The sequence below is a fragment of the Chryseomicrobium palamuruense genome, from assembly GCF_042649045.1.
GTDB lineage: Bacteria > Bacillota > Bacilli > Bacillales_A > Planococcaceae > Chryseomicrobium > Chryseomicrobium palamuruense.
This window is the reverse complement of the sequence record NZ_JBHSEF010000008.1, coordinates 1-12,673: the sequence shown is the minus strand read 5'-3', so window position 1 is coordinate 12,673 and position 12,673 is coordinate 1. Positions and strand designations below refer to the sequence as shown.

Here is a 12,673-nt window from a genome sequence, read left to right as displayed (position 1 = left end):
GCCGAGTCCTACGACTCGGCTTTACCCTTTTCCGCTAGGTTCTGTCAGACCATGCTTCACAGCGTAGAGTGCTGCTTGCGTGCGGTCCTGCACACTGAGCTTTGCGAAGATATTGGAGATATGGGTCTTCACCGTTTTTTCAGTGACAAACAAAGTTGACGCAATGTCTTTATTACTTTTTCCCTTGGTTAATTCCGCTAACACATCTTGCTCCCGTGCCGTCAATGGATTTAAAATATGAGGTTTATATTCAGACCGCTCTTTTTCTAGTTCTGTCTGTGCGACGGCATTGACTGGTTTTTCCCCACTCATCAATTGACGAATGACACTCGCTAGCTCATCCGGTTCGATATCTTTTAATTGGTAACCTGCTGCCCCCGCTTCAATTGCAGGAACCACATGGTCACGGTCGGAGAAACTCGTGAGCATTAGCACGTGCGTATCTGGAAGTTGCTGTTTAATCTCTTTTGTCGCTTGAATCCCATCTTTTGTTGGCATCACTAAGTCCATCAAGACCACATCAGGTTGCGTTTCTAGTGACCGCTCAATGGCTTCTTGTCCGTCTTTCGCTTCTCCCACGACCTCAAAATCTTTTTGTGTCTTTAAAAAAAATAATAAACCTCTTCGGACAACATGATGATCATCCGCAATCACGATTCGAATCATTACATTCCCCCCTAATATGGAATTCGTACGAACACTTCTGTACCTTCAGATGGCGCACTGATCCATTCAATTGTGCCCTCAACGGCTTGAGCGCGCTCACGCATGCTCTGCATACCAACAGAGGCAAGGGTTCCTGGAATTTTCCCAGCATGGAACCCCCTCCCGTCATCTTTTAAAATAACGAGGACATCCGTTGAATTCACCGTTAAAAACAACTCAGCTTGATTCGTACCCGCATGTTTCCGGATATTATTCAGCCCTTCCTGGACGATACGGAAGATGGTCTCTTCAATTCGGGAAGGCAGCTGGATGACACCCGACACATGAGTGACTACGTGAATACCAAGCATTTCTGCATATCCTTTGATTCCTTCAAGAAGTCCCGTTTCCAATCCCTTCGGCCGGAGTTGCCAGATTAGTGCGCGCATCTCCGTCAACGCTTCTTGCGTCAATTGATGAATATCATGAAACGCATCTCTCAGTTCCATATCTTCCGTCATCTCCATGGCCCCCCTAGAGGTGAGCGTGACAGAAAAGAGAAGCTGGTTAACGGAATCGTGTAAATCTCGTGCGAGTCGATTCCGTTCTTGTACCAGGGCAATTTCTTGTTCTTGTCTCGTCAAATGGATACGTTTGATGGCAGAGCCGATTTGAAAAGCAATGGACTCAAGTAAAGCCAGTTCACTCTGATCATATTCGATTGTGTTGGGTGTCGCCACATTCAAAAGTCCGAACTTTTCCTTCCCGGACTGAAGTGGAACGGTCGCATGATGTGTGATTTCCCCTGACGATTTCTCGCTCTGTCTGCGTGCCTGTTCAATTCGCTGACATTCAATGATATTGGACGCTTTCTGAAGTTCGCCGTTATGGTAGCGTGAAACACACCAACAACCGCCACGCTTCATCGAACGACAATCATTTTCCATCAGGGCAGGTGGAAGATTTTCAGCGGCAATCAGTTTATGTTTCCCTTTTCCGTCAATAAAGAAAATCCAACCGGAGGCAAAGACGCTGCGTGTAAGTAACTTTTTTAGAGCCCCTTGTAGCATCGTCTCCATCTCTGTCTCTTCATTTAAGAACTCCGCAATTTCTTTTAATAGTGTCATATGGTCATTTAATGAAGAATGCACAGTCATCTCTCCCTATGAAAAAAGACCGGTCCAAAGACCAGCCCTTTATCCTTTTTTATACTCAACCGCGTAGACATCATGTCTACGGTCTTTCAGTTGTTTGACTGTTCCGTCTTGACGTTGACGGCGCAGAATTTCAAGATCGACATCGCCAATCAACACCATTTCCACATTGGCTTCAGTCTCACCAACAATTCCATCACGGGCAAATTCAAAGTCGGATGGAGCATAAATTGCTGACTGAGCATACTGAATGTCCATGTTTTCTGTTTGTGGCAGGTTTCCAATTGTTCCGGAAATGACCGTATAGATTTGGTTTTCTACAGCTCGGGCTTGTGCACAGTATTTAACGCGAAGATAGCCTTGTCGATCTTCTGTACAGAACGGAGTGAAAATTATATTCGCCCCCATATCTGTTGCGATTCGTGCAAGTTCAGGGAACTCAATGTCATAACAGATCTGGATGGCAATCTTTCCGCAGTCCGTATCGAATACGCGGACGGAATCTCCTGCACTGATTCCCCACCATTTGCGCTCGTTTGGTGTAATGTGAATCTTGTATTGTTTATCAATCGAGCCGTCCCGGTGGAACAAGTAAGCGATGTTATAAATCTCATCATCATCTTCTTTCACAAAATGAGAACCAGCGATGATATTGATATTGTAGCGTACGGATAAGTCGCTGAAGAGCTCCATGTACTGGGGTGTATATTCTGTTAAACGACGTACGGCTTGTGATGGAGATGGTTCTTCTAGGAACGACATCAGTTGCGTAGTGAAAATTTCAGGGAACACCACAAAATCAGACTGCGCATCGGATGCGACATCAACAAAGTATTCCACTTGATTCGCAAATTCTTCAAATGAACTGATTTTCCGCATCATGTATTGAACGACACAAATACGCACTGGATAACTTGTACGGAAATGGCGCTTCGATAGCGGTATATAATCAACATTGTTCCATTCCATTAATGTCGCAAATTTACCAGATGCTTTATCGTCCGGCAAATAGTTCGGATTGATACGCATTAATGTAAACCCGTTCATCAGCTGGAACGTGAGGACAGGATCATAAATCTTATGGCGTGAGACCGCTGTCACATACTCGCGAGGAGACAACTCATCCGAATATTTATGATAGTTCGGGATGCGTCCACCAATAATAATGGATTTTAAATTGTATTGTCTGGCAATTTCTTTCCGACCTTCATACAGTCGCTGCCCTACTTTCATACGACGATATTCCGGATGCACCATGACTTCAATTCCGTAAAGATTGTATCCGTCCGGATTGTGGTTCGTGATGTACCCTCCGTCCGTAACATCCGACCATGAATGACGATCGTCGTACTCGTCAAAATTGATAATCAAGCTGGAGCAAGAACCAATGACCGTCCCGTCGAGTTCTGCAACCAACTGTCCCTCAGGGAATACTGTCAAGTGGCTTCGGAGATGCTCAACTTTCCAAGGTTCCATCCCGGGAAACGATATCTTTTGAATTTCTAAAATAGCTTCTATATCTGCAAACGTCATCTGACGAATCATCATATGTTTTTCAAATTGAGTGGAATCGAATTCCTCTTTCATCTGAACCCCTCCTTCTGCGCGTTATCATTCATTATACCCTGTCACAGAAGAGGTTGAAAATGTTTTACTTGCCCTGAGTGAAAGTCTATACTTGAATAGAAAAAGCTGACTGAAAGGAATCAACTGTATGTCGAAACGAATTGAAAACGCATTGCTGCTTATGTGGATTTTTGCGTTCACTGCTACCCTCGGATCGTTGTATTTTTCAGAGATTCGTCATTATGAACCATGTGAGTTATGTTGGTATCAGCGCATCCTGATGTATCCACTTGTTCTACTTATCGGTGTCGCCATCGTTCAAAAAAATGCCAAAATCGCATGGACTACTCTCGTGTTTTCAGGCATCGGTACACTGACATCTCTCTATCATTATGGAATCCAAAAGCTCGACTTTTTACGTGAATCTGCTCCGGCTTGTGGCCGTGTGTCATGTACAGGTGAGTATGTGAACTATTTAGGGTTTATAACGATTCCGTTTATGGCATTCACCGCATTCGTTGCCATAGCCGTAGTCAGCTTGTACGTACTCAAACTCATCAAGGAGGACCATCCTGCATGAAAAAATTAGCTATTTTTGGCGGTATCATTGTCGCTGCCTTTGTCTTAATTATTATCTTAACGAATATGTCGAATAGCGAAAAACTCGCGAACAACCCGTATGACACGGATAACTTAGAACAATCAACGATCGATTTATTAGATGACGAGAATTATCAAAACATTATTCTGCCAGATGCATTAACCGAAAAAATTCAATCTGGCGAACCGACAACGGTATACTTCTTCAGTCCAATATGTCAGTATTGTAAAGAAATGACGCCTGTGCTGATGCCTTTAGCTAAGCAAGAAGATGTCGAAATCGTGCAGTACAATGTGTTGGAGTACGAACAGGCGTGGCAGGATTTTGCTATCGAAGTAACACCAACATTGGTTCACTTTGAGAATGGTCAAGAAGAGATGCGTGCTGTAGGCGCTTTACCAGAAGATCAAATTCTGCGTTTCTTTGACGAAGTCGTGAAGAACTAAAGGAGTTTACCTTATGAAGTTTCAAATACAGATCACATTTCCTGCCCCGATGACACCAGAAGAACTCTTGCGTGATTCATGGCAGCTCGGCAAGAAACGGATTCACGAATTGCGCATGCAAAAAGCGGTTCAAACGCTGGAAGGGACTCCTCTTCCATGGGATCAGCCTCTTGAAGTGGGCTCGACCATCATGCTTCGCTACGAAGCGGAAGGTTCCTCCTACTTCCCAAGTCCTAAAATTCCGGTACAACCGTTTTATGAAGACGAACATTTCGTCATTGTGGGTAAACCAGCCGGGATGAAGACGCATCCGAATGACGTGACGGATACACAGACATTAATGAATGGTGTATTCCATTATTTAGATTCCAAAGGCCATGGATATGCCGAGCATGTACACCGTTTAGATGAAGGAACGAGTGGATTGCTACTCGTCGCCAAGCACCCGATTGCGAAAGCCATTCTTGATCAGATGCTTGAGAAGAAACAGATTGTCCGAACGTATGAAGCACTTGTTCAAGGGGAAATGCAAGACAACCAAGGCACGATTAAAGCAGCAATCGGCGCTGACCGTCATCATCCTTCGCGACGCCGTGTTTCTCAAACAGGACAAACTGCGATCACGCATTACCAAGTAGTTGGACGAAACCCTAAGATGACCAAGGTGCATGTCCTCCTTGAAACAGGTCGTACGCATCAGATTCGTGTGCACATGGCTCATATCGGTCACCCGATTATTGGAGATACCTTATACGGTGCACTTCCTATTAAAACTGAACACTATGCTCTTCAAGCATTCCGTATCCAGTTCCGTCATCCATTTACAGGTGAACTGGTGAATGTGGAAATTCCGCGCACATAAACGAACGCCATTCCAGTAAATCGGAATGGCGTTTTGTTTTAAAAATCAAAATGAAAATTATCTGGGTCTTTTCCAACACGCTCATTTAAGTTCAAGCCGTCAATCGTGCGCATGTCTTCTGTGGACAATTCAAAGTCATAGACATCGATATTTTCTTCTATCCGCTTCGGAGTGACCGATTTCGGAATGACGATTAAGTCCCCTTGTAGGTGCCAGCGGATGATGATTTGAGCTGGAGATTTTCCATGTTTCTCTGCAAGCCGAACAAGACTTGGCTCTTCAAGTAATCGGCCTCGAGATAACGGAGACCAACTTGTCACAGCGATTCCGTGTTCTTTACAAAATTCCCGTAACTCAAACTGAGTTAAACGTGGATGGCATTCTACTTGATTGACCATTGGCGCGACATTTGCCTGTGCCATGATTTTTTCTAAATGGTGTGCATGGTGATTCGAAACGCCTGTTGCGCGAATCAATTTCTCATCGTACAGTCGTTCCATTGCTCGGTACGTATCGACAAAGGTTTCCTCGACCGGCCAATGTGTCAGATACAAATCGAGGTAGTCCATATCGAGCAATTTCAACGATTTTTCAAAAGCTCGTAATGTCTCGTCGTATCCTTGATCAGAGTTCCAAACCTTTGTGGTAACAAAAATATCAGAGCGAGGAATACCAGATGCCCGTACAGCTTCCCCAACCTCTTTTTCATTATCATATAAAGAGGCTGTATCGATATGACGATACCCGACAGCCAGCGCGTGTTCCATTGCTTGGAGTGCTTCCTCGCGGTCCGTCATCTTATAGACACCAAGCCCTATGCGAGGTATCTCGATTCCATTCGCTAATTGTACAGTTGAATCTTTTGTTAAGTTCACTACTGGTCAGTCCTCTCGCTTTTCTGTCTCCGGTGCATGGTCATGTTGACTTGGATCGGCAACGCGCTCATCTTGATTCAATTCGCGTTCGTCACGTAGTTTTTCCATTTGCTTTCCTAGTTGCTTAACCTCTTCCATATTAGATGCCATGGAACCATTCTCACGTGAATTGTTTTCTTTCGTCATCGGCCGTTCCTCCTTTTTTCTTAATGGTAGCGGAATTGACGCTTTTTTGCCATAATTAGCTGTCCGGAATGATTTCTTTTTTTTCGGCAATCCTGTATACTGAAAACAGACTATTACGCTAGGAGGCACAACCCATGAAATTATTAATAATCCTCGGTGTCTGTGTAGCATTCCTTTCTGCGATTTTTACTGCAGGCTATGACGATAAACCAGGTTCAACTACACAAAAATAAGTATAAAAAGGACAGCCCGTCATCGGCTGTCCTTTTTTTAATGCAGTCCTGGATAGTTCTGTTGGCGAAGAGCTTCATAAGCAAGAATGGCTGCTGTGTTCGATAGATTTAATGAACGAATGTTATCATTCATCGGAATGCGAAGTGCACGTTCCTGGTGAGCTTCTCTAAACTCGACGGGTAACCCTGTTGTTTCTCTCCCAAAGATGAAAAAGTACTCTTTAGATGGATCGCTGTAATCAAACTCCGTATGCGGCTTAGAGCCAAATTTTGTGAGTAAGAAAAATTCACCTTCCGGAAATGCACCAATAAAGTCTTCCAAAGACTCATGATACGTGATATCGACATGCTCCCAATAATCAAGGCCGGCCCGCTTTAGCATTTTGTCATCTGTAGAAAACCCGAGAGGTTTTATCAAATGTAGTTTGACGCCAGTTCCTGCGCACGTGCGTGCAATATTTCCTGTATTTGCAGGAATTTGTGGTTGATATAAAACAATGTGAATAGCCATTTTCTTACTCCTTTAGTAAGGCTGCTTCGACTTCCTGCAGCACGATTTCTTCTGTTTCTGTTTCTTTACGTATACGTAAGGCTGCTTGTCCTTCCGGTGAGGAAAGTTCGCCGAGTGCCCATGCAGCAGTCCCTCTCATGACCGGACGTGGGTCCGACTCCAGTATTGAAATAAGTTTCGGAATCGCTCCCCGCTCTTTGAAATGAACAAGTGCAATGATAGCGTTCCGCTGGATTGGATTTTTCCCTCTCCATGCTCCCGACATGTGACCATACGTCTCTTTGAACGTACGATTGTTATGCTCGAGCAGAGGCAACAATAACGGTTTCACAAGTTCAGGATCTGGCGTAAATTCCGCATGATGGGCAAAATGTTTTCCTTTGTTTTTCGGACATACGGTCTGACACGTATCACATCCGTACACCCGGTTCCCTATTTTCGCACGGAATTCTTCAGGAACCATCGTCTTTGTCTGTGTAATAAAAGCGATACACCGTTTGGCATTCAGCTGTCCGCCCTCAATTAAGGCACCTGTAGGACAAATATCTAAACACAAGCGGCAATCCCCACATTGATCTTCCATAGGGACAGAAGGTTCAAACGGAATGTTTGTCAACATTTCTCCGAGGTAGACGTAAGATCCAAATTCCGGAGTAATGATAGAACAATTCTTCGCGCTCCACCCTATCCCGGCCCGTTCTGCAACAGCCCGGTCAGATAATTCTCCCGTATCGACCATGGACTTTAACTTAGCATCAGGTGCATGAAGTAAAATAAATGCTTCTAGCTTTGCGAGCTTTTCACGTAACACGGTGTGATAATCCATTCCCCACGAAGCTCGAGCAAATATCCCACGTCGTGCCCCTCTCTTACTTTGAGGTGCATCTTTCATTTTAGAAGGGTACGCAATAGCGATAGAGATGATGCTTTCTGCGTTCTCTAGAAGTCTGATTGGTTCTGTTCGTTTTTCAATATCTGGCTCTTCAAACCCCGAAGCATATCCAAGCTGTTGTTGGAGTTTTAATCGTTGTTTCAAATCCGGAAAAGAAGCAGCCGATGTAAACCCTATTTTATCGATTCCTATGGAGTGGGCATAGTGAATCAATTGCTTTTGAAAGTCCTGAACATTCACCCGCCTCGCCTCCTGTGGTATGATTTCTATGTAGAAAGGGTGGTTAAGTATGCATAGTAAACTACATCCTCAGTTACTCGAAGTCATTCCTGAACTGAAAATCGGCCTTATCCATTATACCAAAATTTCTGTAGGCGATTCGCCTCAAATGCTTAAAGGTCGTCTGCAGCTCTTTCAAGAACAACTATTTTTTGAAATTGAAGAAAAAGGCCTCCACCATTTTCCGAATCTGGAAAGCTGGCGTATGCTATTTAAAAAAACAGGGACGAGTCCAAGCCGTTACCGTCCATCTGCCGAAGCATTGTATCGAAGAGTAGCTAAACAAAACTACTTCACTCCCGTGCACTCGGCGGTCGACAGCAATACTTTTTTCTCGCTCTATTACAGTATTCCTTTAGGACTGTATGACAGTGACCGAATTGGCAATGACATCCTATTTGATATTGGGACAGAATCGACAAAGTATGCCGCACTAAATGGAAGAGAAACGACCCTTCATGGAATTTTACACTCATCTGATGAAGCAGGTCCTTTTGGAAGTCCCTATGTGGATTCGTTGCGCAGTGCAGTTACTCGTGAGACAATCAACGCTCTTCATATTGTCTACCTGTCTCCCACGACGGCTGATAACGAGGCAACCAAACTGATGCAAGCCACGGCTGCCATGTTTACTCAAATTCATGGAGGCGATGCGCAATTCGTAGTACTATCAAAAGACAATCCGGAAGGGACGATATAAATGAACTCATTCACACTGGCAGACGGCCTTCGCCTTCGTAGTCTTCTCACGAAACAGGTGAAAGAACTCAAACAAGAACTTCTTCGTGCCGCATTTTCTGTTATAGAAAAAGGCCAATCTCTACCTGACCAAAAACGTGGGGTTGATGAAATCGACTACGACATCAAAGTGATGCGTCAAGATATCATGATTCTTGATCGGTTGATCTATGAAGCGAACTTGACGAATGCCATCGATTATCAAGGAGAGGCTATTCCTCTAGTGGAAGCGATTGAATACGCGATGCAGCTACGTGCACAAGCAATGCTTTACAAACAGCTTGGCGCATCACCTAAAGAACAGCCTGAGTTTGGGTATGGGGAAGTAGCAAGTTATGTGCGTGTAGCCCGCTTTGACCCTGATGAATACCGGGAGAAGGCACAGCAATATGAACGCAATGCGAATAAAGTATCTGGTCTTGTGAATGCACGTAATTACCAGATTGAACTAGACTTTGATGCATCCCGCTATGAGTAACTCTTCTAGGCGGTGAGACTCCGTCTAGAAGCCGTTTGTATTCTTTTCACTTTCAGAGTCAACCCATGACCTGTTATCTGTGACCATATGACCTTTTACTATTTCCCCACCCATGACTAATCTAAGAAACTATAGCGAATACAACGGAAAACGCCTGGACGTCATCTGACATCCAGGCGTTTTGAATTTTAATACGCGCGGCCGAACCACACACTATGTTTCGCTTCATTTCCACAATTGACACAGACCTTCTTCTCAGCAGGTGGGTTGAATGGAATATTACGTGTCGTGAACTTTGTTTCTTCTTTTACTTGCTCTTCACACGCATCTTCTCCACACCAGCCACTTAGTATCCACCCTGGTACATTTCCAGCTGCTTGTGCTTCTTCTATATGATTCTTTAACTGTTCCATCGTATCGATGTGTGTGTGGCTGTTTTCTTCTCGGAATTGCTTTGCTTTCTCTAAAAGACGCGTTTGCATGACCGTTAATTCGTTTTCAATCGATGCGACAAGTTGTTCCAAAGAAACTGCTTCTTTCTCTTCTGCGTCACGAGCCTTCATCAGAGCCTGTCCGTTCTCAAGGTCACGTGGTCCAAGTTCGATACGAACTGGCACACCTTTTAATTCCCACTCATTGAACTTGTAGCCTGGAGATTGGTCCGAGTCATCCAGTTTCACACGAATACCTTTTGCTTTTAGCTCAGCAAAAACCTCATCCAACTTCTCGATGATTTCCGGTTTCTTCTTCCAAGGCCCTACAGGAATTAAGACAACTTGTGTAGGTGCCATTTTTGGAGGCAATACAAGCCCCTGTTCATCGCCATGAACCATAATCATTGCCCCGATTAAACGTGTGGACGTTCCCCATGAAGTTGTATGGACGTGAACATGCTTATTTTCTTTGTTCAAATATTTGATATCAAATGCTTCAGCAAACTTCGTTCCTAAATAGTGAGAAGTCCCAGCTTGAACGGCTTTCCCGTCTTTCATCATCGCCTCGATGGAGTATGTATCTACAGCTCCAGCAAAGCGTTCTGATGGTGTTTTCTGCCCGTCGTACACTGGAATAGCTAGCAAGTCTTCAACGACTTCCTTATAGATTTGAAGCATCTGCATCGTCTCTTTACGTGCGTCTTCTTCGTCTACGTGAGCAGTATGCCCTTCTTGCCATAGAAACTCAGACGTGCGAATGAAAGGAAGCGTCTTTTTCTCCCAGCGGAAAACATTCGCCCACTGATTGATAAGAACAGGAAGGTCACGGTAACTCTTGATCCAATCGGAATACAAATGACCAATCATCGTCTCTGATGTCGGACGTAGAGCCAGGCGTTCTTCTAATTGTTCTCCTGCTGCTTCTGTCACCCATGGAAGTTCTGGTGAGAAACCTTCGATATGATCCTTCTCTTTTTGGAAGAAAGATTCTGGAATCAACATTGGGAAGTATGCATTACGATGTCCAGTTTCTTTAAAACGGCGGTCCATCTCAGCTTGAATACGTTCCCACAGTTCATAGCCATCTGGCTTAAACGCGATACACCCACGAACAGGTGTATAATCCATAAGGTCTGCCTTTTGGATGGTATCGATATACCACTTGGAAAAATCATTTTTTTGTACTGACATTGCTATTCCTCCTTTAATTTGAGCAAAACAAAAAGCAGAAAAACACCCCAAAGGGCGTCTTCCTGCTGGATAGACACGGTACCACCTTTATTCGCCAGAACAGCGATCTCAAGCGTCTGTATCGTAGACGGACCGGCTGTGTTTGCACAGCATCTCGGCGGGAGGTTTCAGAACGCATGGACGGTACAGCTCTCATCACTCACTGTACTTTCTGAACGTGTACGACTCTTACTTGACCGCTTCATTGATTTGCAGTATTGACTTCAATATAGCAAATTCCAATCCCACCTGCAATAGCTAGTGTGCACTAAGGTATGACTTATCTTTTCGACCATACACCACATAATAAAGAATCACTGTAGATGCTGCTACGCCTCCCAGTAGAATATACATCTCTGAATAGGAAACTCCAGCTAACAATAGACCAAGCACGTAAGGTCCAAATCCTAACCCAGCATCGAGGAAGATAAAGAAGGTCGATGTAGCCATCCCCATCCGGTGCATCGGAGTAATCTTTACCGCAATCGCCTGCGTGCAGGATTGCATATTCCCAAAGCCAAAACCAATTAAGGAAGCAGCTAAGAGAAACGTAAAGGAATTACTCGCTGTTCCCAGTAAAACGAGACCTGTTGCAAGCAATACAAATGCCGGATACATGACATAATTGGCACCTTTCGCATCCATCAGCCGCCCAGTAAACGGACGAGAGATTAGTACAGAGATGGCATACACAAGAAAGAATACACTGGCAGCCTGTAAAAGATCTAATTCTATCGCGTAAAAATTCACAAATGATAACACACTTGAAAAACAAAAAGCGATAAACAAAGTAACCGAGGCAATGGGCACTGCTTTCGGTTCAATATACTGGGAGACCGCAAAGCGTTTTACCATGTTTTTCCCCTCAACAGGTGCAGAGGATTGGTTAGGTACTTGTACTAGAAGTGCTGAAAATAGCCCTACTATGCCTACTACAAAACAAATAGTGAAGATGACGGGAAACGTTGTGTACTGTATGAGAAGCAAACCAACAAATGGCCCAATCGCCGTAGCAAGTGTCGAACTCATACTAAAATAGCCGATGCCCTCTCCCCTACGCGCCATAGGAATGATATAAGCGACAATGGTTGCAGCAGCTGTACTAGCTATTCCTAAAGAAATACCATGCAAAAGACGCGTAATAAGGAGTACAGTGATAGTGGACTGGATAAAGTATAAAAGAGTCACAGCATTGAACAAGATAAATCCAATGATCAATGTGTTCTTGCGACCGATGCGATCAATCTTTCCCCCAATAAATAAGCGGCCGATTAGTGTCCCCACAATGAAAATCCCTGTGACAAGGCCCGCTTGACTGGTTGTGGCATTAAAACTCTCTACCGCATATAACCCGATAATGACAACCAATAAGAAAAATACGAGCGTCAGAAGAAAGTTGACACCCGCTATCATAATAAAATTTTTCGTCCATAGTGGTTCACGCTTCATTCGATACACCTCAATCCTATCTATCGTAAGCCCGAATTGAGATTACTCCAAGACGAAAAAAGCGCACCTTCAGGTGCGCATGATTAATAGCCTT

General features: G+C 44.2%; 14 protein-coding genes. 5 read left to right on the top strand and 9 right to left on the bottom strand.

All coding sequences use genetic code 11. The features are described from left to right. Positions 1-21 precede the first annotated feature (21 nt). The 3 genes from ACFO0S_RS00515 to ACFO0S_RS00505 are packed head-to-tail and all read right to left on the bottom strand — an operon-like array spanning position 22 to position 3,386. A complete protein-coding gene (locus ACFO0S_RS00515; protein ID WP_378139028.1) occupies positions 22-666 on the bottom strand; it encodes a response regulator transcription factor in 645 nt (214 codons plus the stop codon). Positions 667-677: 11 nt separating this feature from the next. After that, positions 678-1,796, bottom strand: coding sequence for a GAF domain-containing sensor histidine kinase (locus ACFO0S_RS00510; RefSeq protein ID WP_378139026.1), 1,119 nt, complete (start codon positions 1,794-1,796; stop codon positions 678-680). Positions 1,797-1,841: 45 nt separating this feature from the next. Continuing rightward, positions 1,842-3,386 carry a GNAT family N-acetyltransferase gene (locus tag ACFO0S_RS00505; protein ID WP_378139024.1) on the bottom strand — a complete coding sequence of 515 codons (1,545 nt, stop codon included), beginning with the start codon at positions 3,384-3,386 and terminating at the stop codon, positions 1,842-1,844. Between the two features lie 127 nt (positions 3,387-3,513). On the opposite strand from ACFO0S_RS00505, the gene ACFO0S_RS00500 reads away from it, so the two are divergent. From ACFO0S_RS00500 to ACFO0S_RS00490, 3 genes are read left to right on the top strand one after another with little or no spacing between them, the layout of a single operon-like run. Continuing rightward, the gene (locus ACFO0S_RS00500) at positions 3,514-3,945 is read left to right on the top strand and encodes a disulfide oxidoreductase (RefSeq protein WP_378139022.1); all 432 of its coding nucleotides are present in this window, start codon (positions 3,514-3,516) and stop codon (positions 3,943-3,945) included. Next, positions 3,942-4,412 (top strand): thioredoxin family protein, encoded by a 471-nt coding sequence (locus ACFO0S_RS00495; protein ID WP_378139020.1) that lies wholly within the window; start codon positions 3,942-3,944, stop codon positions 4,410-4,412. Before ACFO0S_RS00500 ends, ACFO0S_RS00495 begins: the two co-directional genes overlap by 4 nt. A gap of 13 nt (positions 4,413-4,425) precedes the next feature. Next, positions 4,426-5,274 (top strand): RluA family pseudouridine synthase, encoded by an 849-nt coding sequence (locus tag ACFO0S_RS00490; RefSeq protein ID WP_378139017.1) that lies wholly within the window; start codon positions 4,426-4,428, stop codon positions 5,272-5,274. A gap of 38 nt (positions 5,275-5,312) precedes the next feature. On the opposite strand, the gene ACFO0S_RS00485 is transcribed toward ACFO0S_RS00490, so the two are convergent. The 4 genes from ACFO0S_RS00485 to queG all read right to left on the bottom strand — a co-directional run bounded on the left by ACFO0S_RS00485 (position 5,313) and on the right by queG (position 8,211). Beyond that, a complete protein-coding gene (locus ACFO0S_RS00485) occupies positions 5,313-6,149 on the bottom strand; it encodes an aldo/keto reductase (RefSeq protein ID WP_378139015.1) in 837 nt (278 codons plus the stop codon). A 6-nt stretch (positions 6,150-6,155) separates the two neighbouring features. Further along, on the bottom strand, positions 6,156-6,335 hold the full coding sequence (locus ACFO0S_RS00480) for a hypothetical protein (RefSeq protein WP_378139013.1): 180 nt from the start codon (positions 6,333-6,335) through the stop codon (positions 6,156-6,158). Positions 6,336-6,605: 270 nt separating this feature from the next. After that, a complete protein-coding gene (gene trmL / locus ACFO0S_RS00475) occupies positions 6,606-7,079 on the bottom strand; it encodes a tRNA (uridine(34)/cytosine(34)/5-carboxymethylaminomethyluridine(34)-2'-O)-methyltransferase TrmL (RefSeq protein WP_378139011.1) in 474 nt (157 codons plus the stop codon). A gap of 4 nt (positions 7,080-7,083) precedes the next feature. Then, on the bottom strand, positions 7,084-8,211 hold the full coding sequence (gene queG, locus ACFO0S_RS00470) for a tRNA epoxyqueuosine(34) reductase QueG (RefSeq protein WP_378139009.1): 1,128 nt from the start codon (positions 8,209-8,211) through the stop codon (positions 7,084-7,086). A 49-nt stretch (positions 8,212-8,260) separates the two neighbouring features. Between queG and ACFO0S_RS00465 the strand changes: the two genes are divergently transcribed. Both ACFO0S_RS00465 and ACFO0S_RS00460 read left to right on the top strand, forming a co-directional pair. After that, positions 8,261-8,950, top strand: a complete 690-nt coding sequence (locus tag ACFO0S_RS00465; RefSeq protein WP_378139007.1) for a B3/B4 domain-containing protein — start codon at positions 8,261-8,263, stop codon at positions 8,948-8,950. Continuing rightward, positions 8,951-9,466 carry a hypothetical protein gene (locus ACFO0S_RS00460; RefSeq protein ID WP_378139005.1) on the top strand — a complete coding sequence of 172 codons (516 nt, stop codon included), beginning with the start codon at positions 8,951-8,953 and terminating at the stop codon, positions 9,464-9,466. Positions 9,467-9,654: 188 nt separating this feature from the next. Here ACFO0S_RS00460 and proS read toward each other — a convergent pair whose 3' ends face one another. Beyond that, complete coding sequence (proS, locus tag ACFO0S_RS00455) at positions 9,655-11,091, bottom strand: proline--tRNA ligase (protein ID WP_378139003.1); 1,437 nt, start codon at positions 11,089-11,091, stop codon at positions 9,655-9,657. A 297-nt stretch (positions 11,092-11,388) separates the two neighbouring features. Beyond that, the gene (locus ACFO0S_RS00450) at positions 11,389-12,579 is read right to left on the bottom strand and encodes an MFS transporter (RefSeq protein WP_378139001.1); all 1,191 of its coding nucleotides are present in this window, start codon (positions 12,577-12,579) and stop codon (positions 11,389-11,391) included. Positions 12,580-12,673: the final 94 nt, after the last annotated feature.